Here is a 26257-nt window from a genome sequence, read left to right as displayed (position 1 = left end):
AGCCTATACAGAAAAGGGCCTGCAACATTGCAGGCCCTTTTTTATTTGTAAGTGTTTGTGTTAGCAGGTTAATGAGCGACCATCACTTTACGGCTCAGTTTTCTTTCCGCTGAGTATAGCAGCAGGTTATATAAGCCAGTTGATAGCTCCTGGTTAGGAGTGATCGACGTTCGGATAGCTCCATCAGGTCCGGCAGTAGCTGTGTGCTCCAGCACCTTTTTACCTGTGATGTCGATAAGCGTTAGCTTTGCTTTCTCACCCGGCACCAGATTAGATACCACAACATTTATCTGCTTGCCAGTGGTTGGGTTAGGGAAAACCTCAAATTTACCATTAAAAGTATGGTTATCAGTTATTCCCAGCGGAGATTGCCCACACAGAACGCCACTTCCCCCGTTAAATCGCTCTGCAACCTCATCCGGGGCTACCGCTCTGTTATATACTTTTATCTCGTCTATAGCTCCATTGTAGTGGAAACCTCCAGAGCGATCAAGGTAACCGATATTGACTGCCGCCTCATCTGCAAAGTCGTTAGCATACTGTACTTGTGCTTCCTGCACCAATGTGCCATCCACAAAAAGTTTGTTCATGTTGTTGGTTCCGTCACGCACGGCTACAATGTAGTGCCAGTTACCGTCGTTCAGCACCGGTCCTGTGCCTCCTACCTCAGTACCAGCATGTGTGGCATCCTTAAGAGAGAACATTGCATGCCCTGCAGGGTTTATACCAATCCACCAGTGCACTCCTGCATCAGTAGCAGCGGCATCACGACCAATCAACACCATGTTACCTGCTATTTCTGCATCTGTTTTTACCCATAGCCCAATACTAAATGCATCACCTGAAGCCCAGTTGAAATTTGAGGCTTCTGTAAAGTTCAAACCTGTATTGGTACCATTAAATATCAGCGCTCCCTCAAACAAACCTTGCTCCGTTGGTTCTGGGCAGGTTTCACATACAGCATTAGCTGCTGTAGCAATGTCTGTAAAGCTATTACCCTCTGCCTCATCCAGGTCGAAGTAATGTTCCAGGCCAGGCAAGCAATCAGACAGGTCTGCAAGAGGCTCGCCAGGAGTACCACTACCGCCGCCGTCACCTACAACGACGTTTACAGGCTCAGATTCTGCAGTATGGCCTTCACTGTCGGTAGCTCTGGCCTTGATAGCATAAGTACCTGCAGCAGCCCCCTCCCAGTTATAACTAAAAGGACTTGCATCTACCGTTGCAATAAAGGTAGAGCCATTAAAGTAATCAACCTTGGCCCAATTGCGTGTTTCGTCAGCAAAAGAAACTGTCAGTTTGATTGGCTCGCCTTCATCAAATGTAGCGTTGTTGGCAGGAGATGCCACTGACACAGCGGCCACAATACCGCCGCTACAGTCCGGATATATGTCTACATAGTCTGTGGTAGATAAGCCACCCGAGTCTGTTACTTTCAGACTGAACCTGTAGAAGTACGTATCGCCGTCGCACCCAACTGCAGCTATAGTTGCAGTTGTTTCATGGTTGTAATCTATAGGTTCAGGATGAGAGTGTGTGTTGTGGTGCAGGGCAACCAGCCACTCGTAGCTTAACTGCTCATCTGCGTCCTCCTCATCAGTTACTTCTGCTCTAAGGTCATAAGTGCTTTGGCGGTTCATCGGGTAATGAGAACCATCAACTGGACTAACGATATTAACTACCGGAGGTGTGTTGTTCACGTTTATCTCCAGCTTTGCTGTAGAAGTCAGTCCTTCAGAGTCGGTTACGGTAAGTACTACTTCGAAAGTTTCTACTCCTTCTGCTGTAAACGTGTGGCTTGGATTCGCCTCGGTAGACTTTTCAGAACCATCTCCGAAATCCCATGAGTAGCTTAGTGCTTCCCCTTCCGGATCTGTTGATTCATCCCCTTTGAAACTAACAGTCAGGGGACTTGCTCCAAAAAGCTTGTCTGCTTCAGCTACAGCCTTAGGAGGTAGATTACCGTCGTAGAAGGTAACTTTCTTGATTTCTGCTCCATAATTTATGTAGTATAGCTCACCAGTAGCCGGGTTTTGTGCAAAAGCCGTTACAGTAGCTCCCTCATCGATAAAGTTTTTGATGGCGGTAGGCTTATCTTCATTGTCGAAAACAAGGGCTTTGATCCAACCTGCACCATAATCACCAAAGAAATAAGTGTTTTGGAATTCAGCAGGCATGTTGTGTCCTGTATACCAGATACCACCGGTAGAAGAACTGCCGTAGAACGGGTCACCAGTTACCGGAGAACCCGCCGCGCCAACGTTCACCACAGCTGCATCTTCACCATTGAATGTTCCGGTACGGGTAACAGCGACAGGCGCTGTATCATCTGTAATGGCTGCATTAGCCCAGTCAATGGCTGGTCTTGTATGCACGAAAGTATGCACCTCTTCAGGAATCGTTACGTTCCAGTTACAGAAGTTGCCAAAGTATGGATCCTCAGTGGCTCTTGGCTGCACGATCAACTCCTCAAAATAGAATGTTTCTCTATCGCAGTTGCCGGTTCCGTAAAGTGGGTTATTAATGTCAGGCGTTGGCACATCTGTACCATCGTAGTACCACGACTGCTTCTCCAGTCCCTCATAAAGTGGCCATCCGAAATTCAGGCCTCCTTCTGGTGCTACATTTATCTCTTCCCAGTCCTGCCAGCCAACATCTCCTATGTACAAAACGCCCGGATGTGTTGCACTGCCTGTGCCCGGCCGCACTGTAAAACGGAAGGGGTTGCGTAAGCCCAGCGCCCATACTCTGGACTCAGGAGCACGAGGATTAGAACTGTTATAGAACGGGTTAGAAGGTAAGCCATCGCCTGTTGCAGGGTTAATGCGCAGAATTTTACCATTCAATGAATGCACCTGCTGTGCACGGAAAGCACCCACGTTGTTCACTTCTGCCAATATACCATCCTGAAGGCCTTGCTCCACAAAGTTGTCTGTTTCCTGACCTGGTTTCCAGCCAGTATCCTGACCATTTGCAGTAGCTCCATCCCCTACAGATATCATCAAAGAACCATCTTCGCCGAACACCAGTGAGCCGATACCGTGCGACACATAAAGGATTGGAATACCAGTAGAAGCGCTTTCGCCTAGCAGCACTTTTCTGCTGTTCATATCAGTAGAACGGCCATCGTTCCTAACTTTGTAGCGGGTTACACGTGCAATGGTAGCCTCATTGTACTCGTTGGCAGTAGGATTATAACCGCCTTTGCCATAGTTCATGAGGTGGTGACGATCTACTACATACAGTAGGTATATAAAGCCGTTGCTCTCAAAATTTGGATCGAGTGTAAAACCGAGCAGACCGTGGTCACCCCAGTTACCTACCTCTTCACTGATATCAAGCAGCGGCTCTTCAAGCTTTTCTCCGTTTTCCAGTATCCATACTTTGCCCGCTTTTTCCCAAACGTACATGCGCTCGCCGTTATCAGAGAAAGTGAGTCCAACGGCGGCATCCCACTCTCCACCCACCTGCTCTTCGACAAATCCATCTGGCTGGGCAAAAACCTGCTGCGGATTAACCAGGAGTATACTAAATAGAAGGATTGCAAATGTATAACGGCACAAACGAGTAAGCCCATGCCAGTAAGTTAAGAGCAGAGTTATACCTCTCCACACTTCGTAAAGTTCTTTCATAAAGATTTACTATTATTTAACATTAGTTTGATTGGTAGCAACAGCTTGCCAAAGCAGCAGCGGTGCCTTTTTGAAAGAAAAATGCGCGTTTACGCTACAATTAGACGCAATCGCTTTTGTATAGATAGATACGCGGTTATAGTGCTATAGTTCTATATTTTGCACTAAAATATGTTGGTGGGAAAAGGTTTGCTGCACCTTATTAGAACCTATCGACTTACAACTAATTTGCGGCTGATGATACGCTTGCTGGACACTACGGTTAATACATAGATTCCGGCCCGATATTCTGTAGTGATAGGCACCTGCACCTCTGCCTGCCCAAAATCATCTACCAGCAACTCTTGTTGTAATAACTTACGCCCGCGCGTATCTGCTACAGAAAATTGCACCTCTTCACCAGCAGGAAGGCCAAAGAGTGCAGCAGTTACCTCTCCTTGGTCGACTGGATTAGGATATACTTTGAAGGAAACGGCAGACAAGCCTCTGCTCTCTACCATGATGATATTAGAGTAGGTAAACTTACCATCCTGCTTCACGATCTTCAGCCTGTAATATCCGACCTCAGGAAGTGGTGCTACATCAGAAAATTTGTAAGAAATAGGGGTATTACTGTTACCTGCAGCCTCTACATCACCTAACTTTTCGAACAGTTCCATATCCGCAGACCGCTCCACCTCAAAGTGCGATAAGCCTGCTTCGGCCATTGTTTCCCAGCTAAGTTGTACAGCTCCGTTCAAATACTCCCCTTCAAAGCGCACCAGTTCTGTTATAGCATCATATACATCCTGGTACCGCTCCTTTATCTCGGCTGATGTAAGCACACGACCAAACAATTTCACTTCATCCAGTATACCTTCGTAGTGATAGCCATTACCGTCGTTCAGGTAGCCCATATTAACAGGAGACCTGCTGTCGAACCCTCTGGCGTAGGTATGGTTCCCACCAGCTACTCGTTCTCCATCTACATACAGCTCCGTAAGACCAGAGCTTCCGTTTCTAACAGCCACAATCTGGTGCCACTGGTCATCCGTCAGCTTTGCTCCACTTCCGCCTACATATATACCATCCCATTGCAGGTCAAGCAGCTGGAAACCAGCACGCCCTTCCCCATCCAGGCCAACCCACCAGTGCGCCTCAGAATCTTTCGCATCACGACCAATTAATACGCGGTTACCAGCGGTACTGCCAGTACTGCGCATCCATAGCTCTATACTGAAGCTTTCATCAGAAGCCCAATCAAAGTTATAGCTCTCTGCTACATCAAGTCCGTCATCTACACCATCAAACTCCTGGGCACCGGACACAACACCTGTTACGGGTTTAGGCTGTCTGTCACCATCTCCAGAGGCATGATAAGGAGTATAATAATCGCGGTATATCGGGCCTCTAAACTCGTGCAGCATCCAGTGGTGCAGCATGCCTACTTTTTCGCCTGTTTCCGGCTTTACGGTTATGGTAAAATCCTGACGGTCTGCCCCTACACTATTGGTGGCTGTTACACTTACCTGGTAACTTCCTGCTGCAGTTGGCTTCCAACGGATTTCGCCAGTTGAGGCGTTGATGGTCATACCTGCCGGAGCGCCAGCCAAGGCGAAGGTTGGAGCAGCGTTTCCTACCGCTTTTACATCATATCTATATTCCTGATTAGCTACACCATGTGCCACAGCCTCGGACATAATTACTGGCTTTACCTGCTGTGGGCCACAGTAGTTGCCAGCTCCGTTATTGTAGCGTTCACGTACTTCGGCTTCTGTCAGGTCCCGGCTATAGACTATCAGTTCATCCATCATTCCATTATAACCATACCCGTTGTTCAGGTCCAGAAAACCCACGTTTACAGGCGAAGCACTCTCAAAGTTATCAGGGTAATTATACTCAAACCTAGCCACTGCATACCCATCTACATACAGTTTGTTCAGGCGAAGCCGGCCATCGCGCACAACTACAATGTGATGCCACTTATTGTCGTTTATCTTGACACCCTCCCCCACTGTACTGAATCCGGTACGGGACCTATCAAAGAGATCGAACTGCGCATGACCAGAAGTATTCATACCCAGCCACCACATCATATTGTTATCTTTGGCATCGCGGCCAATAAAAACTTGGTTTTCTGAGGAAGAGCCAGAGGCTTTCATCCAGAGCTCAATGGTAAAGCTGCTGTTGGGTCCCCACTCAAAATGCTCTATGCTGTTGATTGTGATGCCTTGGTTGCGCCCCTTGAAGGCTTGGGCTCCATCGAACAACCCTGCTTCCGGTGAAGGACAGGTGGTACAAGTTGCTGTAGTTGCAGAGGCGTAATCTTGGTAAGTTCCGGAAGAGGTTTCGTCAAAGCCAAAGTAGTGTACCAAGCCGCCTGGGCAATTTGCTGCTACTCCTGCTTTAGTTGCTTGAGCTACAATGCCCTGCAGCAGAACAACTCCAATAATCCAAAATAAAACCCGCCTCCAACCCTGAAGGCGGCTTGTAAGATTGTATATATTATATGCCATGTAGGTAACGCTTATTGAGCGCCTGCTGACACAGTGTGGCTCAGGCGAGTGCAAGTTTCACAATGTAGTTACCTTCACAATCCTCTAAGGGTTAAGAGGTTGCATCAAAAGAAAGTCAGTAACTACATCATCTCCTGAGTATAGTACGCCAATTATATAGCTTAGTTTAGGTAAAAACAATTATACTTTTCAGAACCTACTTAACTTTTATTTTAACCTGATGAGACTTACCTGGAGATGTAAGCTTTAGGAAATAAAGGCCCTTTGAAAGGGTGACCGGCTTCTCAATCTGTGAGTGCAACTCCCCCTGCCTGCCTGCTTTTAGAATCTGGTGATGCAGTTTATTTCCTTTGGCATCAACCCAGGTAAGGCTAACTAGTGCCCCATCCTTAAAGCCTGAGGCTTTGATCTGGATAGATTCTGCTCCATCAATCAAATTGGGATAAAGCCTCGGCTGGTTTCCTGCCGATATATGCCGCTGAACCGCCACAACATTTGAGTAAGCATAGGTGCCATCACCATCAACTTGTTTCAGGCGGTAGTACAGTAGCCCGGCCGGAGCACTAGTGTCGCGGAAAGAATAGCTTAGAAGTTGGCTGCTGTTTCCAGCCCCAGCGACAGCCCCTACAACCTGAAAAGAAAACCCCTCCTGCATTCGCTCGACTTCAAACCGTTCGTTGTTGTTTTCCGAAGCCGTACTCCAGTATAACACTACCTCCCTCTCTGAAACAGTTGCTTTAAAATCTATCAGCTCAATAGGCAATGGAACCATAGGTGAGGTTAGGGCATCATACCACACTTGAGCCATTTTGTCGTATCCGTTTTGGCTGGGATGAAGATAATCTGCCATATCTCCTCCATCAGAAGCATACTTATAGTTGATTCCAGCCCCATCCTGCATGTCCACGAGGTGAAGCCTATCACCTTCAGCGCTACGTTGGGTCACATAAGCCTCCAGCATGTTGTTGTACTTGATGGTATTATCGGCCTCCGTTGGAGTTGGGCACTGGCTCGTGCCGTTATTATCTACATAACAAACGCGCTTGATGATTTTGGCCACAATAACTATTACCTCTTTACTAGAGCGCGCTTCATACTGGTCCACCTGGTCCAAAATCTTTTTCACGTCCTGCATCGCCCCATCGCTGCCGTCTACCCAGTTGGTACCAATATGCAGCAATATAATATCAGGATTATACTGGTCCAGGTATGGCCCTTCGCCGGGTCCGCGGTAGTCATTCTCATTCCCATAAAACGGAAACTCCCCCGTTTCTAAAAGAAGAGCAATATCCTCATCCCTTGCTCCCCCGAAGCCTGCATGATCTATATCGACTTCACTCTCAAAGTTCTGCCCTGACCTTTCGCTCCCTACAAAGATAAATTTGTAACCTTCAAGCTCCCCATTCTCGACTAGCAATTGATGTAGCTTTTTTCTATAGCCGATCCTTTCCGCTTGCGGAACAGAGCCGCTGCCGCCGTCGGTGTTAGAGTCACCCAAAGGCATAATTCGTACAGCTCTGCTAGAACTAGCAGTAGCGCTTACTTTGCTGCTAACAGCAGATACAGCTCCGTCAGCAGTCGCTTTTACTCTATACCACATCGTTTGATCCGAGACAATTTCTGTATGTCTGTAGTAGTTCACGTCGCCAGCTACAGTAGCTAAATTGGAAAAGCTCTCGTCCTGTCCTGTTTCGGACTTTTCTATGGTATAGCCTGTGGCACCTTCTACAGGTTGCCAGCTTACTGCAATAGCGTTTGACAAGGAGGAGCGGGCAGTTACTCCCTGAGGAGCTTCCAAAGATGGCTGCGCGGCTGCCGCATAGCATACCGTGGTAGAGAGCAGCAGAAAGCAGGTCGCCAGTTGCCAAAAAGAAGAAGTGGAAAAGAACACAATAAGCTCGTTTTATAGGTTATTTTCAGGCAGGCCTATATAACGATGCTTTGATACTGCAGTTGCTTTTCATTCAACTACTTAAGCACAACGCAAGCAAACTATATTCATAACACACCATACAAATGGGTTGTAACTAAACAATCTTATTCTAATATTTATACTTTTATTTTTTGTAAATAATAGTACAATTCCCCCTAAACCTGCCTTACCAAACTAAGAGTCGCTTGCCATTTCTTTTGTTTGACTTGAGGGAGGTAAGATGATAACTTAAGGTAACTTCGTTGGTAGATTTATCTATGGCTTTGGCATCCTGAGTCGGTGTTTCGTAGGCGTAACCAATGCTTAACTGGTTCAGACGAACACCTGCGGCCAAAGTATAAGCTAGATCGTTGCGGTAGCCGCCGCCAACCCAAAACAGGTTATCATAAACAGCTTTCACTTGGCCTTCTAGTGTAGATTTGTAATTCTCGTCATACTGATAGATACCATTTACTGTCAACCCAAGCACATCAGTAAGCCCTAAGCGGTATCCTGCCTGTGCTACGTGCCTGCGTGCACTGAAGTTGTTCATGTAGTCGCTTCCTGAGGAAGCCAGCTTGCCTTCGGTTACATCCACCATCGCATAGCCTACATAAAAGTTGGAGGCAGTTAGCGATAAGCCAAGGTTAATATCTGCCCTGCCACTACGGTTCTGCTGCCCCAGCATATTGCTGAACCGAGGATCACCCTCCTGATCTACTGTCAGGCTGTTGCCATCCAGGCGGTGAAAAGTGTAAGAAAGGGCTGTTCCCCAGCGGAGACTGAGGCGCTCTGACAGCCTTACACCTGCACCATAGCTAACATTTACCTGCGTTTCTTTTGCAGGGCCAAACTGGTCGTGGAACAGAGTTAAACCAAGCCCGTGCCGGGCGCTAACTATGTCTGTAGCCTCACGATCTGCCTGGCTTCTGGTAAAAGGCTTATTGCTGTTCTGACCTATGTCTTGCAGGTCTAGCTCTGCAGAGGCCATGATGGTTTTAGGAGCATCCTCGAAGCCTGTCCATTGGTTTCGGTAAACACTTCTCAGCACCGACCCCTCATATCCTGTAAGAGAAGGGTTGAAGTAGTGTTTGTACTGTGAAAAGTTAGCAAGCTGTTTTCTGTTTTGCGCCTGTGCCTCCAGTACAAGGCACAGCAGGCAAAAGCAAAGTATAAATTTCTTCATCTAAAGCTATTTAAGTACCGTTACTACTCCTTTCTTAACCAGGTTGATATCTTTTATCTGGATGATATAAAAGTATGAACCACCTACAACACGGCCATCTCGGCCTCTTCCGTCCCATCCTTTTTCAGGGTCAGTTGTTTGAAACAGTCGTACGCCAGAGCGGTCAAACACCTGAACCTCAATACTATTGTAATAACGTAGCTCTGGCACTACCCACATATCGTTAATATTGTCTCCGTCCGGCGAGAAAGCATTCACTAATCTGATACCGCCATCTGGCTCGTACAGCGTCTTTGTAAGCGTAAAGCTCTGCTCTATTATATTCTCGTATGGGTCTGTGCTTCGGACACGGATGTTGAAGGTGGACTTACCAGAAAGGCCCTGGTTCGAAATTAGGTGTAACTGATTGATATTTCGGAGCTCAAACAGGTTATTATGCTCATCGCCCTGGCCACTTACAAGCTCATAAGTAAATCTGTCATCATCAGGGTCGGCAGTGGAGAATATGCCGATCATTTCCTCCGACTCTATGTCTGGTTGAAATTTGTCTGAGCTTATGGTAAGAGCCGTAGGTGGCTGATTTGGTTCAACCTCGACGATAACTCTTGCCGTCATGTTTTTGCTGTTGCTGGTGTTTTCCGTCAACTGCAGTTGCCCTATTATGAGGTAGCTACCGGGTACCTCACTGTTATAGTCTCCCTGACTCCACACAACTTTAAGAGACTCTTCGTCCCCATCTGTATAGCTTACCGCCACTTCCTCAGGAAGGTCAATTTCATTGAAAGCAGTTTTGAAAGGCACTGTAATATTATTCAGGCTAGATACCGCTACAATATCTTTCGTAAGCTTCTGTACCTGTGCTGTCACCTCCTGTCCCCTGTTGCCAGCCTCATCTACCAAGTATAAAGCTACGGTTAGTGTTCCGTCTGCCAGGGCTGTAAGGTTAAGACCAGGAATGGTGAAGTTTTGAGTGGATACTGCTGCAGTACCAGTGATAGGATCTCCGCCGTTACTGCTGCTTATACTATAAAAGTATGTAACACCTGTTTCCGCATCACTTATACTTAATGGCACTTCTGATTGGTTATCAACGTCCACCAGTTCAACACCGAAAGCAACTGCATAACCAGTTGGTGCTGTGGCATCATAAATCAACTCCAACAGGTTAGAGGCTGCATTAGGGTTACCAGCAAGATCTGTTACTTTGCCTGCTGGTAAACTTACACGCACAGCACCATCTGCAGTTGGTACAAGAGTGGCAGAAGCAGACGTGCCTGTAGATTCAAAATCCGCCAGCCTTGCGTTGGTTAGGCTAAAGTCTGCAACATCTAAACCGTATACTTCCTCAGTAAAAGTGATATTTATTTCAATAGGCTGATTAGTTGGAGTATTGCTGGCAGTGGTAATCTCAACCACGGGTGCAGTGAGTTCTATGGTAACAGTAAAATCCTGGCTGGCAGGACTAACGTTTCCTGCTGCATCAGCAGCCGTAGCCGTAAAAGCATAAGTTCCTGCTGCAAGCGGTGTTCTTTCGTGGCTATACTCCCAATTACCTGATGAATTGGTTACGGCCTTGCCTATAACTCTGCCTTGCATTAGCACAGTTACTTCGACACCACCCTCTGCGCTACCGAGCAATTTTATGGTGTTATCAGAAGTGATACGGTCATTATTGATAGGCCCGTGGTCTTCTGAAACCCCTGCAAAGGTAGGTGCTACAGGAGGCTGCGTATCCACGATCCAGGTATGTCGCGCAGGTGTTGTGTCTGTGTTTCCGGCAGCATCCGTAGCACGTACTGTCAACGTGTGCTCCCCTTCAGAAAGGCCGGTAGCTGTAAAACTGCTACCACTAACCTTTGTGAATGGCGCACCGTCCAAACTTACCTCGTAAGTAACCCCGCTCTCGTTGCTACTGAAGCTAAACTCTGCCTCCTTTCTGTTACTAACTGCAGCTGGCGATGAGGCAAAGCTTGTTTCAGGAGCTTTAATATCTACAGTAAACCTCCTGCTATTACTAGCACTGCTCGTATTACCTGCATCATCGGTGGCAGTAGCCGTTAATTGCTGTGGCCCCTCTGCCAGTGCCGTTCCAGGCGTAAAGCTCCATCTACCATCCGTTCCTGCCTTAGTACCTCCTATTCTAGTATTACCGATAAGTATACTTATAGTACTACCTGCCTCTGCTGTACCTGATATAGCTGGCTTGTTATTGTTAAGCATACTGCCTTCTGTAGGAGCCGAGACAACAGGCACAGCCGGAGCTATGGTATCTATGGTCCAGGTGTAGGTGGCAGGCGTGGCATCTATGTTTCCGGCAGCGTCTATGGCTCTTACCTGCAGCGTATGCTCTCCATCAGCCAACCCATTTACAGTATAAGGATTAGCCGCGTTTGCAAATGGGGCACCGTCTATACTTACTTGGTAGGTTACTCCACTCTCGTTGCTGGTAAAGCTGAAGTTTGCAGTACTGCTATTAGCTAGCGACTTTGGCTTATTAGCAATATTGGTTTCAGGAGCTTCTGTATCAGAGGGAGGCAGTAATTCTTTCAGCAGCTTCTGCAACTCTTTAAACCACACAGGGGCCATTTTATCGTAGCCGTTTTGGCTGGGATGAAGATGATCTGCCATATCTCCACCATCAGAGGCATACTTATAGTTTATTCCAGCCCCATCCTGCATATCCACAAGGCGAAGCTTGTCTCCGGCAGCAATGCGCTGTTTGACATATGCCTCCAGCATGTTGTTATACTTGATGGTATTATCGGCCTCCGTTGGAGTTGGGCACTGGCTGGTGCCGTTATTATCTACATAACAAACGCGCTTGATGATTTTGGCCACAATAACTGTCACCTCTTTTTTAGCACGTGCCTCATACTGGTCCACCTGGTCGAGGACCTTTTTCACATCCTCCATCGCCCTCTCGCTGCCGTCTACTTGGTTGGTGCCAATTTGTAGCAGTATCACGTCAGGGTTATACTTGTCCAGGTATGGTCCTCCGCCGGGTCCGCGATAGTCATTCTGGTCACCGTAGAAAGGAAACTCTCCCTTCTCTAAAAGAAGTGCGATGTCCTCATCTCTCGCCCCACCAAAGCCTGCATGATCTATATCAACCTGGCCCTGAAAACCCTGCCCTGATTTTTCGCTTCCTACAAAGTCAACAGTGTACCCCTCAGCTTTTCCCTGCTCAACTAATTGCTTGTACAAATTTCTCCTATAACCTATCCTTTCTGCTACAGGCGTAGCGCTGCCACCGCCCTCAGTGTTAGAGTCACCTAAGGGCATTATCTTAAAGACATGTGGCTCAACTAGAGGAAAAGGTTTTGCCAGCCTCAACGGTGTGGCAATCGAATTAATAACAGGTGGAGAGTTTTCTGGAAATGAAGCAGCGAGAGAACTCGTAGAAAAACCTGTTACAACTATCAATAGCAGTACCCCGAGCAGGTACTGCCTTAAGTAGAAGTGTAAGGGCATATTTGTAAAGGGCTTTTTACTTTTTGGAAACAGTTCCCTATATAACGTCATTCCTATACCTAGGTTGTCAGCCCCCTCTTTATTAACCTTTCATTAACCTCCTGCAAAAAAGTCAAATTTGCACCTGACACTGCTCAAACAACGATGTCGCAACATCGTAAACATAAACCAGCACCTGTTGCTCAATGTCTCCTTACATGATAATATCTAAGTATTAAAAAAAATATATGCTGAAACCCACAACCTTTTAGTACAACTTCTATATAATATCTACAAATGAGCTGACCTATTCGGTGATAAAAGTATTATACCCTACGCCCAACACATGAAGCATAACATGTCTGATGCTGCCTGACTCGAACACCCTTATAACCTGAAGAAATTATGCTTTTCAACTCTACTGAATTCTTTATTTTCTTTCCGGTAGTAGTTACCCTCTATTTTCTGACGCCTTTTAACCGCCGTTGGATCATTCTTTTGCTGGCTAGCTACTACTTCTACATGTCCTGGAAGCCAGCTTACACGCTAATACTGGTGGCCTCTACTGCTATAGATTTTACCTGTGGCCTGATGATGGGCCGCTATACTGACGAGGAAAAAGATAAGCGGCGCCCATGGCTCTACCTAAGTTTATGGGCAAACCTGGGCGTTTTGCTGCTATTCAAATATTACAACTTCTTCAACGAAAGCGCCCGCGACCTGGCGGTTGCCCTTGACGTGCCTTATGCAATGCCTGCCTTTGAGCTATTGCTGCCAATGGGTATCTCTTTCTATACTTTCCAAACGATGAGCTACAGTATAGATGTGTACAACGGTCGTATTAGGCCGGAGCGCCATTTAGGTGTTTTTGCACTCTTCGTTTCATTCTTCCCGCAGTTGGTGGCAGGCCCAATAGAGCGTGCCGGAAACCTGCTGGGGCAGCTGCACCAGGGGCACCAATTTGACTACTACCGCGTAGTGGCAGGTTTGCGACGCATGGCCTGGGGCTTCTTTAAAAAGATTGTTATTGCCGATAACCTGGCGCTGATGGTGAATGCCGTCTATAGCAACCCAACAGAATATGACGGCATTTCACACATACTTGCTACCGTGTTCTTTGCCTTCCAGATCTACTGCGACTTCTCGGGTTACTCCGATATTGCCATTGGGGCGGCGCAGGTGATGGGCTTTAGGCTGATGGAGAACTTCCGTAGCCCATACTTTGCCAAGTCAATCCCGGAGTTCTGGAGCCGCTGGCACATTTCATTGTCCACCTGGTTCCGTGATTACCTGTACATACCCTTGGGTGGCAACCGCGTGGTGAAGTGGCGTTGGTATTATAACCTGTTCATTGTGTTTATGGTGAGCGGCCTGTGGCATGGTGCCAGCTGGACCTTCGTGATTTGGGGCGCACTACACGGTATTTACCAGATATTTGGCATGATGACGAAAGACAAGCGCGATGCACTGGTACAGCAAATTGGCCTTACACGGCACCCGCAGTTATACAAATGGGTACAGGTGCTCACAGTGTTCTTCCTGGTGTGTTTTTCTTGGATATTTTTCAGAGCCAACAGTATAACCGATGCCTTTTACATAGTAGGCCAGTGTGCTTCTGTTATCACAAACCCAGGCCAGCTCTTAGCCATAGACTGGAGCCACGATGTATTCATGAATCAAGGTTTTAAAATATTTGCCGTTTCTATTTTAGCCATTGCCTTAATGGAAACCGTACATCTTATACAGCGTAACGGCAGCGTTTCACAGCTTATCATGCAGCGCCCGGCCTGGGTACGCTGGGGTATATACTACGCCGCCATTATAACGGTGCTGTTGTTTGGCCAATTCGGACACCAGGAGTTCATTTATTTTCAGTTTTAGAAAATTATGACAAAAGGAATACAAGACAAAGGTGTAAAAAGACTTTTAAGTAAACTGGTTTTACTGGCTTTACCTTTTATAGTGTGGCCGCTTATAGAGGTGTTTGTACTTCCCATGAACTTCTTCACCTTCAGAATCTGGGAAACAATATCTGTAAACTCTATGCGCCTGATGCCAGGACCATTTTACCCGAACGTGCACATGCAGATGGTTGAAGAGGGAGAATTGGCCCCACGTACGCCTTACGCTCAGAAACGCAAAGTGGAGTGGTATACCGACATGTACGGCTACCGTAACCGCGACACTAAAAATGATGTACTGCTGATAGGCGACTCTAATATAACTGGCGCTAAGCTGTCGCAAGACGAAACACTGGCCGAAGTACTGGAAGAACAACTTGGCCGGGATGTTTACTCTTTTGCACCAGCCACCATGAACCGCTTCCTGGCAACCGACCGCTTTCAGCAGACACCTCCTAAATTAGTTATTGTGTCAAGCATTGAGCGGCGTATACCTGAGCTTCCGGCTGTAGGAGAAAACGGCATCAACTCCAAGATCAGAAACTTTACTGGCAACATCATTAGCTCCTCCTCTTTTCTTACGTCTGTGGCCGTAACTGCCGACAGAATATCAAAATTGGGTCTATATCACCGCACACTTGCTGATATAGACAGAGCACTAGGTAACCGCGAGTATATCAGCTACAACAACGAGTTCTTTATAGAAGGCGAATACGCTAACCGCGATTTTTCGGAAGAGGAGATAGACCAAATAGCCGATGTGCTGGAGGGATATCGTGATGCATTGCAGGAGCGCGGAATACACTTTGTATTCCTGCCAATCCCAAACAAAGAAAATATTTATTACAAGCTGTTGCCATCGCAGAAACAAGCCACGTTCCTGCCGCGCCTACTTAGCCAACTGGATGAGCGAGGCATTGAGTATGTGGACCTTCAGCCTACTTTTAATGCGCTTTACCAGCAGAAACAGGTACAGCTTTATCCAGTGGACGATGCCCACTGGAACGAAGTAGCCGTAAAAGTAGCTGCAAACCTTTTAACCAGGCATGCCACCGTGGCACAACTGCAGGCAACACCTACCAACAAAGACGAAAAACTACTGGTGAACCTTGAGAAGGAGTAGCCACATTAAACTTTTACATTGATAAACCTACACATAACCCATGCAAATGAAAGCTTACTATAACAAGGGGACGAAAAGGTTAAAGAAGATACTGGGAAGAGTTATACCCTTCAACACGCAGTACAGACCAGGTGATGTTTGTCGTATAAACCTGGAGCAATTAGCCGCTAACAATCCGCGTGAAGTCAGGGTTCACCCTATCTATCCTGCGCTTACTACTGATTTAACTATATCTGATGATTTATATGAAGCTTGCTCAGAGTACTGGAAGCCGAAAAAGAAGGTAACTACCGACTACATGGTTGTTGAGGTACCGAACGGCCGTATTTACACCGATAACGAAAGCAGCGTAGCCGTGGTGTCGCAGTACAACCGCCTGGTAGAAAATGTATCGCTGAGCTTGAGCAACGGCAAAGTATCTGAGCCAAACCTTAACAATATCTTCGAGCAGCGTTATTTTACTCCTCCTGTTAAGTACAACGGCACCGTTTTCTCCCTTTTAACGGGCGGAGCCGGATTGAACAATATTGGCCATTGGTTTCTGGATGTGCTGCCTCGCCTGCACTTGTTGCGCGAAAGCGGCCTTTATGATAAAGTAGACTGGTTCTATGTACCTAGTTTGCGCTACAGCTTCCAGACAGAGACGCTTGAGCTGTTAGGTATACCAAAAGATAAAGTTATAGAGGGAGACAAGTTTCCGCATATTGCCGCTGATTGCATAGTTGCTTCCACAGCCCCCCGTGGTAACCATACGCTGGTACCTAAGTGGCTATGCGACTTCATTCAGGACTCCTTTATGCTATATGCTGAGGAAGAGTCTGATCTTATCACCCCTGAGGCACCATACCTATACATAAGTCGATCTGACTCTAAGATCCGTAACGTATTGAATGAAAAGGAGCTATTGCAAGAACTGGAGCCTTATGGGTTCAAAACCGTTGTATCCAGTGAACTGAGCATCAAGGAGAAGATCAAGCTGTTTTCTAAAGCCAAAGTTGTATTGGGTGCTACTGGCGCAGGCTTAATAAGTATGTTCTTCTGCAAACCAGGCACTAAGATGGTCGAAATCTTTAACGAAGGATTTGTTATAGAGCCATTCTACGACATTGCCACTAAGATAGACCTGGACTATGAGTACATTATCTGTAAGGGCAACAAACGTGTTCGCAATGCTAGCCAAGGTCAGCGTGAGCACCTGGTGGTAGAAACTAACAAAATTCTGGAGATACTGAACAGAATGAAAGCCGAAAAGACCAAGAAGGTGGAAGTGGCTTAAAAACTACTTTTTACCTTAGCTAAGGCCTGCCTTCTCAGCTAATGTTGCAGAGGCAGGCTTTTGTTTTCGCCCCATTGCCTGCTCATAGATTGCTACAAGCATAGCATAGTTTGCCTCCGGCGTATACTGCCGCTCATAGCTTAAGCGACCACTTTGGCCTAACTTATGAGCCAGACAAGGAAGCTGCTCCAGCAATTTAACCTGATTGATCAGTTCGCTTGCATTACCAGGTGTGTAGTGTAGACCGTTCTCCTGATGCTGGACCAGGTGAGCAGCTCCGCCTATCTTGGCTGCAATAACGGGTGTACCTGTAGCAAATGCCTCTACGACCGTCATGCCAAAAGTCTCCAACCACTCTGACGGAAACATTAACGCTCGTGCCTTTTTTAGCAGCCCCATAGCCTCCTCTCGAGGCCGAAAACCCAGATAGTCAACTGAAGAGTTTTGAGCAGCGTATGCCTCTACGAGCTCCTGCAACGGGCCAGTGCCTATGATCTTAAGCGGGAAAGGACGCATGGCATGAGCTTTAAGCAAGGTCCTGATTCCTTTTTCCTCCGTCAGCCTGCCTAAGTATAAAAAGTAGTTATCCCGCTCAGCAGCACCCTCTCCAGGATCTGCCGTGAAGTTGGGCTTTACTGACAGCTGCTCTGGCCTTAGCTTAAGGGAAGAATTCTCAAAGAGATCAGCAGCCCCAGGAGTAAGCACAATAAACTTATCTACCTTATTACGCCAGGTATTCAGAAGCTTGTGTACCCCAGTCGCTAGTACCACCGATGCTGTTTCTATTTTTGAATTGCGATATACACCTTTTAGAACTGATTTGAGAGGGAATACCTGGTGTATATTATCTAGCTGAACTTTGCCATCGTAGTACAAAACTGCACTTGGGCAAACCAGGCGGTAGTTGTGCAGGGTCATGACAACAGGTACTTTATACTTTTGGCAAACCCAAAATACGCCAGGCGAAACCAATGGAAAGAAATTGTGCACGTGTACTACATCTGGTTTAAAGCCTTCAATCGCCTTTCCGATGGTTTGAGCACTTTGCACGTTGTATACTACCCCTAGCGCAGCCTTCAGTTTATCCTTTATACCAACAACATTGTTGTTAGAAAAAGTGAGTTGCTCCACTGTGTGGCCATGCTCCCGTAATAGTTGTGCCTCCTGCTCAAAAACAGTGTCTTCACCGCCGGCTTGTTTGTAAAAGTTGTGTATTTGCAGAATTCGCATGTAGTATAATCAATAATCAGGATAATGTACGGATAGCTTTTTGAAGGTCTTCAGGAGTTCCAATATCCAGGCAGCTACCGTTGTTAAAGCAGAAACTTTGCACGAGCAGCCCATTATGTATAGCTGCCTGCACCACTTCTCCCACACTTAATTCTCCACTTGAGGCATGAAGTTGCGCCTCTACCTCCTCTAGATGCTCGTGCATAAACTCAGTAAAACGTGGCCCCCAACTGGCGATAGCCCACCCATAGCTTAAAACAGAACTAACAGGCTTGGGCAACACAGCCTTTACTACGCCATTTGGCTGCAGGTCTACCATATCCCATTTATGAGGAGAGGGCACTTTGAAACACCCTAGCACCACATCTGCCTGTGTCTCTGCTTGCCGCTGTAAAAGCGACTCAAAAGCATTTTCAGGCTCAAACAGAATGTCAGGGAAGCCAAATACTACCCGCTGCTGCTTCACAAAAGTATAAGCTTGATCTAAAGAGTAAGGGCTGCCATAAGGGCGTCGCATAACAAGGTATGCCAACTGAACACCTAGCTGACCACCGTCACCGTAGTAATCAGGAATATCCCACTTGCCTTTACGCAGCACCATGTATACCTGTTTGGCACCAGCACGTTGCATGTGTTCCAGCAAGTACTGCGATACCGGCTTCGGATGTGGCTCCCTATGCTCCGGGTGCGGGCCAAAGCCTACCGGAAACAGCTCTTTGCTAAAAGGTATGGGCGAGAGTCTGGAGCCTAATCCTGCAGCGGGTATAATTCCTACTACGTCTGTTGTCATTAGAGAAGAAAAAAGCCGCGCACCGCTACCTAAGGCTTGCGATGCGCGGCAAAATGGTTTAGTTTGAGCGTATCTTTTAAACTGAAGCCTCAGCTCTGTTTAAATGCTGCAGTGCTTTGTTACGGTTTGCCTCATCTGTGGCAGCAAAGTATAAAGCCTGCTCCTGGCGCAGTTTATCTACCAAACGGCCTTCCGGCATCACCACATCATCATAAGTTATCACCTGGTCTTTCGGGATATCACGCTTCAGCACACAGCCTTCAGCCACACCAATCGGTAACAGCCTTTCAGCAGCAGTAGTATCAGCATTCTCGCATAGACCGTAAGTCATGTAGTGGCCAATACCGTCCAGTACCTCGCCTGCCTTCAGGTCAATTTTGGCGGCAGACACTACCTCCACCTGCGGTGCACCCATTGGTGTAAGAGCTGCATCGTTAAACAGTACTGCACGTGCCACTGTGTTTGGCACTTCAAAATGGCACAAGTGGTAAGGTGTATAGAACAAGTATAGTGGCCCCTCTCCTAGCTTGTACAGGTTCAGGTAGTGCTGCTGAATTGGGTTATCATGTGTACCAAGTACAAATACGCCTGGTCCTGGCTCAGCTCCTACTACATAATCTACAATACCCGGGCCTTCCAGCAGGTCGTCCAGTGGATAAAGATCGTGTACGCAATCCTTAAGCGAAGTACCACCAAGTACCGTTGGGCCATGCATGCCGCGCTTGGCCACACGCATACCTGTTCCGTTAGCGATAATGGCCTGCTCAAAGGAAATCTTGCTACCATCGGCAAATGAAGTTACCATAGACGGCTGCTGCCCCCATTTCTTGGCAAAGCCCTCCTGCGTGGTTGGATTGCGGTATGGATCGTGCAGGCCTTTGATATTGCCGCAAAGTACTGGCTTTACACCTAGGCCTTTCACAAAACGGTACAGGTTCATAGTTACCCCAGGCTGGTCGCCGTCGGCATTAGTGAACACAACACCAGCTTTGTCAGCGTATACTTTCAGGATTGGGCCTACCGTGCCGTCTACCTCCGCATTCATCATAATGATGTGCTTGCCGTTCTGTATCGCTTTGATGGCTACGTTGGTACCAAACTCCACGGCACCCGTTACCTCAATTACAGCGTCTATGCCCTCGGCTTCGCACAGCAACATAGCATCCTCTGTAATGCTATACTTACCCCGGCGGATGTTTTCCTCAAGTTGTGCTACAGAAGTTACCTCCTGCACATCCTGCACTTCAGCCTGTGTGTAAGCCTGCTTGGCTTTGTCGAGGGTGCGGTTTGAGATGGCTACAAGTTCCACCCCTTGTGTATACTTACAGATCTGAAGGGCAATGCCGCGACCCATAAAGCCGGCTCCTACCATGGCTACACGAACAGGATTGCCTTCAGCATGGCGTTTAGCCAGGGCTGTATCTACTATTATCATTTTTGAAGTATGATTTTATGGTTTGAAGAAGCAAAAGCTGCTGGCATTACACCAACAGCTTTCCTTTAGTCTTTTCCTGCTCATCCACGAAGTCTGGATGTGCCTGGTCTTTTTCTGAGATAATGACCGGCTCAATAGGCCATTCAATGTTGAAGGCAGGGTCGTTCCAGCGGATACCACGTTCGGCACCCGGAGTGTAGAATTCAGTTACCTGGTAAGTCACGTCTGTGTTATCTTCCAGGGTGATGAAGCCGTGTGCGAAACCCTCCGGCACGAACAGCATGCGGTAATTGTCTGCAGTCAGCTCCACACCAATCCATTGCTTGTACGTATCGGAGTCCGGACGCATATCGATGATCACATCGTAAATGGCGCCACGAGTACAACGTACAAGCTTAGTCTCCTCATTAGGGGCCAGCTGCATGTGCATGCCACGAAGCGTACCTTTCTTCTTGTTATAAGATACGTTAGTCTGCCGGATATCATTTGTGAGACCATACTCCTCAAACTCCTTTTGGCAAAAGGAACGGCCAAAAAAGCCGCGCTCATCCTCCAGACGCTTTACATCTATGATATAAGCTCCTTTAAGCTTCGTTTCTGTGAATATCATGGGTACTAATTAGGCGGTTTCTAATTCAGTTTCAGCTACTTTTGATCTGTTGCGCTGCCACTGCAGTTGCTCGTTGATCTGGTTGGTTTCCTGCAGGCTGTTGAGCACCATCAGGCGCATCAGCAGAGAGTTACGGAAGTCTCCATCCTTAAACTCCATAGCCATCAGACCTGAATGCAGTTCTTCGATAGCCTGTCTTAAAGTATACTGTGGCTGGTGGTTAGGTGCTAATTGCTTAAACAGATCAAAGTTTACGCGGTAAGAACGCTTATCTGGTGCTGCATCAGTGTTCACTGTTACATCTACACCTGGTATAAGCTCTGCTACAGCGTTTGCCAGTTCATATACTTGATAGTTCCACTCGTTAGAGCCCGTGTTAACGGCAAGGTATTCGCCACCGTTAGATGGTTCTCTGGTTACAGCCCACTCAATAGCGCGTGCCATATCTTTTACGTGTATCAATGGGCGCCATGGCGTGCCATCACTCAGGATGTTGATTTTACCTGTGGCTACTGCTCCGGCTACAAAGTCGTTCAGCACCAGGTCTAGGCGAAGGCGGTCGCTCATGCCACAGGCCGTTGCAAAACGAAGGCAGGTTACAGTAAAGCCATCACCAGCTAACGGAAGAAGTTCTTTTTCGGTGGCTACTTTAGAGCGGGCATAAGCAGTAAGCGGGTTAAGCTCAGAATCTTCAGTTTTGGCTAGTTCTGAGGCAGCGCCATACATGCTGCAACTAGAAGCAAACACGTAGTTTTTAACACCTGCTGCTTTTGCCATTTCGGCTAAACGAACGCTCGACTTGTAGTTTACCTCCAGCGTTACGTCCTCAAACTTTTTGCCCATAGGGTCATTGGAGATAGCTGCCAGATGCACCACGGCATCTACGCCTTCCAGCACCTCTGCTGGCATGGTACGCACATCCCCAAAAAGTTGTACATCCAGGCGGCTTTCAGGAAGGATAGGTGCATTTGTAAGACAAGAGGCAAAATAGGCCATGTCATAGCCTACTAGTGTAGCTTCTGGGTATGCAGCACGCAGGCGTTCTACCACGCCAGGGCCTACATAGCCCATATTACCAGTTATGAGTATTTTCATGGAATGATATGTATATTGTAAGAAAAGGGTTAGGATTCAGAACCTTGTAAGGTACACTTGTGGCTTAGTTTACCACGTCTGAAAGCATTTTATGCCACACGTTCCAAGGAGCCTTGCCACTTTGCCATAATTCTTCCAGCACGTGCTTGTCACGCAGCGTATCCATTGGCTGCCAGAAACCACTGTGGCGGTAAGCAGACAACTCGCCTTCTTCGGCTAGCGTCTCCAGCGGACCCCGCTCCCAAATAGTGCTATCGCCCTCTATATAATCGAACACACTTGGCTCCAGCACGAAGAAACCGCCGTTGATCCATGGCATGTCACCACCAGTTGGCTTCTCTTTAAACTGAGGCACTTTAGTAGCCTGAGAGGAAAGTGTAAATGCGCCAAAGCGACCTGGTTGCTGCACTGCTGTAAGTGTAGCTTTAGTGCCCTGTGCTTTATGGTATGCAATTGATTCAGCAATATTCACGTCGCTTACACCATCACCATAGGTCAGGCAGAAAGTCTCATCGCCTACATAATCTTTCACACGCTTCAAGCGGCCACCGGTTAAGGTACCCTCACCAGTATCCACTAGTGTCACTTTCCATGATTCAGTATGATTTTTATGCACCTCCATGCTGTTTTTGCGCATATCGAAGGTTACATCAGAATTATAAAGGCAGTAATTGGCAAAGTATTCTTTGATGATATGGCCTTTGTAGCCACAGCAGATAATGAACTCGTTAATATTATAGTGGGAGTAGATCTTCATGATATGCCATAAGATCGGCTTACCACCAATTTCTACCATAGGTTTAGGGCGTACGCCACTTTCTTCGCTTATTCTTGTACCGTAGCCGCCGGCAAGTATAACTGCTTTCATTTATCGTAAAGGGTTAAGGGTAATACAAAGGGTTGAAACCGGCCACAGAAATATTGTACTGGCTCTGTAACCTTGTTTTGTAGTAGATACGGAGATTTCTATATTTTGATGTTGCAAATTCAACTTTTTAGAATATCGCTAATTTCCGAATGGACTCGCTGGCAATTAGAAGGTTGCTTTACTGAATTGGTTTAGCCCTTCCACTATCGGAGAGGACCTCAAGAGGCTGAAAATGTTTGAACATCAGTACTAATCTATAGAGTCTAAATCTATCTATATAATTGTACTTCGGGATAAGAGATATTTCTAAAAAGTGTAGTTTGCAGGTATTGGTACTCCCTTCAAAGAACTGCACCAATACCTGAAAGACAGTTGACCTTACCTGCTGAGCTGCATTTTGCGGGTGCGCTTGGTAAGCAGCAGCTTAGCCACCTCAAACAGAAACTTAGTATTAGTAACCAGATAACGTTTCCAAAGACGTTTCGGCTCTTGCCATAAACGATACGTCCACTCCAGGCTCAGATCACGAGCCCACTTTGGCAAACGTTTCTCCAAACCAGCATAAGTCATATACGCCTGACCTACCCCCAGCATACACGCTTTTACTTTACCCTTATGATCTGCCATCCAGCGCTCCTGCTTAGGGCAACCAAGTGCAACAAACACTAAGTCTGCTCCCGAATCGTTGATCATGTTCGTGATGGCAGTGTCTTCGATATGGGTAAGTTTTCGAAAAGGCGGTGAATAGTAGCCAGCTACGCGCAGCTTAGGGAGGTCAACCTTAGCACGAGCAACCACAGCCTCAAGCACCGTATCTGTTGAGCCATAGAAAAAGACCGACTTACCTCTTACTTCGGCTTCCTGCAGCAGGCGAGGCATCAGATCCATACCTGGTACCCGGTCCTGATGCTTGCCATAAAGGAGTTTCATTAGCTTGGAAAGGGGGCCTCCATCAGGAGAGGCAATGTCAGCACTGTTCAGCAGTTCTTGAAACTCCTTATCCTGCTTTGCCTCCATGAGCATATGCACGTTAGCAAAGCATACATAAGAAGAGTCTTTGTGGTCTGTAAGCCAGAAAACTTGGTTTACAAAATCGTTAAAAGAGCCGGCCGAGATAAGGGAGCCGAGAACTTGGCATTTCTCTTTGATTGGTGGCTCGGCGGCTAAGGGTTGTTCTTGTATCGTCGTATCAGTAAGCATTCTTTTCGCCTTTTATCATGTTCCAGACAGTAAGGAAGATTATTTTCATGTCCATCATCAGGCTCCACTTGGCCATGTACATCACATCATACTCTACACGCTTCTCCATCAGGTGAACTTCTTTTGTTTCTCCGCGGTAGCCACTTACCTGTGCGTAGCCTGTAATACCAGGAGTTACAAAGTGGCGCATTTTATACTTGGATATAACTTTAGAGTATTGATCCAGCTGCGAAACCAGGTTCGGACGCGGCCCTACCACAGACATGTCACCGAGCAGTACGTTGAAAAACTGCGGTAGTTCATCCAAACTTGTTTTTCTCAGAAAGGCGCCAATACGGGTAATTCTTGGGTCGTTCTTAGTTGCCTGAAGCTCAGTATTATGGTTTACACGCATGGTGCGGAACTTGTAGCAAACAAATAGTCTGTTCTTTTTACCTGGGCGCAACTGCTTGAAGAATATAGGTCCTTTCGACTCCAGCCTGATTAGCAGAGCAATAATCGGGAACAGAATCGGGAAGATCAGCAGGATAACAGCAAGAGAGAACACTACATCAAAAATGCGTTTCGCTACGCGGTTAGAAGCAAGCTCCAAAGGCTCGTTTCTTACGCTCAGCATCGGAATGTTGTGGTAGAAATATACGCTAACATCCTTCTTTACTATGGCGCTAAAGTCCGGCACAAGGCGGAGGTAGATAAAGTTGTCGTTTGCAAACTCTGTCAGTTCATCAATCTGGGACTCGTCTGTCAGAGGCTTTGTGTAGTAAATCTCATCAATACTGTGCTGCAGGCAGTAATCCTTCAGTTCTTCGATACCACCACGAACCTGGTCTGCATACAAACCCTGTAAGTCGGCTTCGTCATCAAAGAAACCCATGAATTTGGTGCCTATTTCATCGTTGTTACTTAATGTCTGTTGCAGTGAAACAGCTGCTGGACCTGTACCAACTATAACATAGCGTGTGTGTGCCATATCAGAGTTAGTGAAGTACCGGCTCACCTGAAACATCAGCAGACGGCTAATACCAATCAGCAATGCTGTAGACAAGTAAGTATATAACAGCAATAGACGAGACAGCTGCTCCAGGTTGAACATTACAATACAGCTGGCAAGGATAAGTGCATGCAGCACAAACACGTTAAGCAGGTTACCCAGACGCTTATCAACAGGAAACAGACCATCAATTCTTAGAACAAAGTTCGAGAACCCTGAAACGATCCACCAAACCAATGCGAAAAGCACAAAGAAAACATTGTATTGATGGTCTAGCTCAAGGTTACCGTACCGAACGAGGTTTGATAACTTAAATGCGAAGGCAATAAGCGTGACATCTAGAATCAACAGAAGGACTCTGTTAAAGCTGTAATAGTGTCTATATTTATTCATTTGGTTGAGTACTTATTTTGGTCATACGTAAACTGTTTTCCTACTCTGCCTCTCTAGCACTATCTCAAATTTACCATGTAGGCTGGCAGCAGTCTTTCTTCAAGCCTACACCAGTTGTTATGCACATCCGGCTCTTCCGGATCAACAAGAGTCCTTGCTCAGGATCTCTGGTTTTTAGTCTTATAATTAGTAGTATAAATTCTTCAGCTATAGGTCTCGAGTGTTTAGTGAGAAATACGACCCTGCTACAGGAAGGTTTATGATTTTATCAAGTTCTATTAAAAAAAAAGAATTTGTTAATATAGGTAAATTAAGCTATTCATATATTTAAAAAGGCTGATTTATCGCCAAAAACATATTATTCAGCTATCATCTCTCCTAATAAATATTTCGCTATTTCGATTATTAATATATAACTTATTAAATATAGCACTACTATAAAAAAAATGCACTGATCAACTTGGGTTTGGAAATCATATATAGTAATGTTAACCCTTTGTTATATAACTATTATAATAATTAATAATATAATAATACTTATATTTAGGTTTTAAAAATAAAATATTTCCCAGAGACTACACCTTGCAAGACACTAATTACCAACAAGAAAGAGTGCAAACAGTGGAGAAATGTTGAGGATAGCATAGCTAAAGAGACAGGAAACTCAACT

16 protein-coding genes are annotated in these 26257 nt (G+C 46.5%); 3 read left to right on the top strand and 13 right to left on the bottom strand.

Going from position 1 to position 26257, the window contains the following annotated elements; genetic code table 11:
• Window positions 1–68: 68 nt before the first annotated feature.
• From PKOR_RS23535 to PKOR_RS13390, 5 genes are all read right to left on the bottom strand, one after another.
• Window positions 69–3632 carry a PQQ-dependent sugar dehydrogenase gene (locus tag PKOR_RS23535; protein WP_052738856.1) on the bottom strand — a complete coding sequence of 1188 codons (3564 nt, stop codon included), beginning with the start codon at window positions 3630–3632 and terminating at the stop codon, window positions 69–71.
• Between the two features lie 209 nt (window positions 3633–3841).
• On the bottom strand, window positions 3842–6127 hold the full coding sequence (locus tag PKOR_RS13405; protein WP_084694796.1) for a LamG-like jellyroll fold domain-containing protein: 2286 nt from the start codon (window positions 6125–6127) through the stop codon (window positions 3842–3844).
• 196 nt (window positions 6128–6323) lie between these two features.
• A complete protein-coding gene (locus tag PKOR_RS23530) occupies window positions 6324–8018 on the bottom strand; it encodes an SGNH/GDSL hydrolase family protein (RefSeq protein WP_052738855.1) in 1695 nt (564 codons plus the stop codon).
• A 208-nt stretch (window positions 8019–8226) separates the two neighbouring features.
• Entirely contained in the window at window positions 8227–9225 is a 999-nt protein-coding gene (locus PKOR_RS13395) for a PorP/SprF family type IX secretion system membrane protein (RefSeq protein ID WP_046311394.1), read from the bottom strand.
• A 6-nt stretch (window positions 9226–9231) separates the two neighbouring features.
• The gene (locus PKOR_RS13390; protein ID WP_158453775.1) at window positions 9232–12507 is read right to left on the bottom strand and encodes an Ig-like domain-containing protein; all 3276 of its coding nucleotides are present in this window, start codon (window positions 12505–12507) and stop codon (window positions 9232–9234) included.
• A 573-nt stretch (window positions 12508–13080) separates the two neighbouring features.
• Between PKOR_RS13390 and PKOR_RS13385 the strand changes: the two genes are divergently transcribed.
• Genes PKOR_RS13385 through PKOR_RS13375 form a run of 3 tightly spaced genes read left to right on the top strand, consistent with a single transcriptional unit; the run spans window position 13081 to window position 16975 of the window.
• Window positions 13081–14556, top strand: coding sequence for an MBOAT family O-acyltransferase (locus tag PKOR_RS13385; protein ID WP_046311392.1), 1476 nt, complete (start codon window positions 13081–13083; stop codon window positions 14554–14556).
• 6 nt (window positions 14557–14562) lie between these two features.
• On the top strand, window positions 14563–15699 hold the full coding sequence (locus PKOR_RS13380) for an alginate O-acetyltransferase AlgX-related protein (RefSeq protein ID WP_046311390.1): 1137 nt from the start codon (window positions 14563–14565) through the stop codon (window positions 15697–15699).
• 40 nt (window positions 15700–15739) lie between these two features.
• The gene (locus PKOR_RS13375) at window positions 15740–16975 is read left to right on the top strand and encodes a glycosyltransferase family 61 protein (RefSeq protein WP_084694794.1); all 1236 of its coding nucleotides are present in this window, start codon (window positions 15740–15742) and stop codon (window positions 16973–16975) included.
• 15 nt (window positions 16976–16990) lie between these two features.
• On the opposite strand, the gene PKOR_RS13370 is transcribed toward PKOR_RS13375, so the two are convergent.
• From PKOR_RS13370 to PKOR_RS13335, 8 genes are all read right to left on the bottom strand, one after another.
• Window positions 16991–18205: a glycosyltransferase family 4 protein gene (locus PKOR_RS13370; protein WP_046311388.1), complete on the bottom strand. Its 1215-nt coding sequence runs from the start codon at window positions 18203–18205 to the stop codon at window positions 16991–16993.
• Window positions 18206–18221: 16 nt separating this feature from the next.
• Window positions 18222–18995, bottom strand: a complete 774-nt coding sequence (locus PKOR_RS13365; RefSeq protein ID WP_046311387.1) for a sugar phosphate nucleotidyltransferase — start codon at window positions 18993–18995, stop codon at window positions 18222–18224.
• 76 nt (window positions 18996–19071) lie between these two features.
• Window positions 19072–20430 (bottom strand): NAD(P)H-dependent oxidoreductase, encoded by a 1359-nt coding sequence (locus tag PKOR_RS13360; protein WP_046311385.1) that lies wholly within the window; start codon window positions 20428–20430, stop codon window positions 19072–19074.
• 46 nt (window positions 20431–20476) lie between these two features.
• A complete protein-coding gene (gene rfbC / locus PKOR_RS13355; protein WP_046311383.1) occupies window positions 20477–21040 on the bottom strand; it encodes a dTDP-4-dehydrorhamnose 3,5-epimerase in 564 nt (187 codons plus the stop codon).
• Between the two features lie 9 nt (window positions 21041–21049).
• Window positions 21050–22135: an NAD-dependent epimerase/dehydratase family protein gene (locus PKOR_RS13350; protein ID WP_046311381.1), complete on the bottom strand. Its 1086-nt coding sequence runs from the start codon at window positions 22133–22135 to the stop codon at window positions 21050–21052.
• Window positions 22136–22199: 64 nt separating this feature from the next.
• Window positions 22200–23003 carry a glucose-1-phosphate cytidylyltransferase gene (rfbF, locus tag PKOR_RS13345; RefSeq protein WP_046311379.1) on the bottom strand — a complete coding sequence of 268 codons (804 nt, stop codon included), beginning with the start codon at window positions 23001–23003 and terminating at the stop codon, window positions 22200–22202.
• A gap of 378 nt (window positions 23004–23381) precedes the next feature.
• Window positions 23382–24203 carry a WecB/TagA/CpsF family glycosyltransferase gene (locus tag PKOR_RS13340; RefSeq protein WP_046311378.1) on the bottom strand — a complete coding sequence of 274 codons (822 nt, stop codon included), beginning with the start codon at window positions 24201–24203 and terminating at the stop codon, window positions 23382–23384.
• A complete protein-coding gene (locus PKOR_RS13335; RefSeq protein WP_046311376.1) occupies window positions 24193–25587 on the bottom strand; it encodes an undecaprenyl-phosphate glucose phosphotransferase in 1395 nt (464 codons plus the stop codon). Before PKOR_RS13335 ends, PKOR_RS13340 begins: the two co-directional genes overlap by 11 nt.
• Window positions 25588–26257 lie beyond the last annotated feature (670 nt).

Source organism: Pontibacter korlensis (genome assembly GCF_000973725.1).
Lineage (GTDB): Bacteria > Bacteroidota > Bacteroidia > Cytophagales > Hymenobacteraceae > Pontibacter > Pontibacter korlensis.
The sequence above is the reverse complement of the archived record's forward strand: the minus strand, read 5'-3'. Positions and strand labels throughout refer to the sequence as shown.

What these genes read in the sequence shown, in the direction of transcription:
- PKOR_RS23535 (WP_052738856.1), bottom strand. Translation starts at nt 3,632, where the DNA reads ATGAAAGAACTTTACGAAGTGTGGAGAGGTATAACTCTGCTCTTAACT.
- PKOR_RS13405 (WP_084694796.1), bottom strand. Translation starts at nt 6,127, where the DNA reads ATGGCATATAATATATACAATCTTACAAGCCGCCTTCAGGGTTGGAGG.
- PKOR_RS13395 (WP_046311394.1), bottom strand. Translation starts at nt 9,225, where the DNA reads ATGAAGAAATTTATACTTTGCTTTTGCCTGCTGTGCCTTGTACTGGAG.
- PKOR_RS13390 (WP_158453775.1), bottom strand. Translation starts at nt 12,507, where the DNA reads ATGCCCTTAGGTGACTCTAACACTGAGGGCGGTGGCAGCGCTACGCCT.
- PKOR_RS13385 (WP_046311392.1), top strand. Translation starts at nt 13,081, where the DNA reads ATGCTTTTCAACTCTACTGAATTCTTTATTTTCTTTCCGGTAGTAGTT.
- PKOR_RS13380 (WP_046311390.1), top strand. Translation starts at nt 14,563, where the DNA reads ATGACAAAAGGAATACAAGACAAAGGTGTAAAAAGACTTTTAAGTAAA.
- PKOR_RS13375 (WP_084694794.1), top strand. Translation starts at nt 15,740, where the DNA reads ATGCAAATGAAAGCTTACTATAACAAGGGGACGAAAAGGTTAAAGAAG.
- PKOR_RS13370 (WP_046311388.1), bottom strand. Translation starts at nt 18,205, where the DNA reads ATGCGAATTCTGCAAATACACAACTTTTACAAACAAGCCGGCGGTGAA.
- PKOR_RS13365 (WP_046311387.1), bottom strand. Translation starts at nt 18,995, where the DNA reads ATGACAACAGACGTAGTAGGAATTATACCCGCTGCAGGATTAGGCTCC.
- PKOR_RS13360 (WP_046311385.1), bottom strand. Translation starts at nt 20,430, where the DNA reads ATGATAATAGTAGATACAGCCCTGGCTAAACGCCATGCTGAAGGCAAT.
- rfbC (WP_046311383.1), bottom strand. Translation starts at nt 21,040, where the DNA reads ATGATATTCACAGAAACGAAGCTTAAAGGAGCTTATATCATAGATGTA.
- PKOR_RS13350 (WP_046311381.1), bottom strand. Translation starts at nt 22,135, where the DNA reads ATGAAAATACTCATAACTGGTAATATGGGCTATGTAGGCCCTGGCGTG.
- rfbF (WP_046311379.1), bottom strand. Translation starts at nt 23,003, where the DNA reads ATGAAAGCAGTTATACTTGCCGGCGGCTACGGTACAAGAATAAGCGAA.
- PKOR_RS13340 (WP_046311378.1), bottom strand. Translation starts at nt 24,203, where the DNA reads ATGCTTACTGATACGACGATACAAGAACAACCCTTAGCCGCCGAGCCA.
- PKOR_RS13335 (WP_046311376.1), bottom strand. Translation starts at nt 25,587, where the DNA reads ATGAATAAATATAGACACTATTACAGCTTTAACAGAGTCCTTCTGTTG.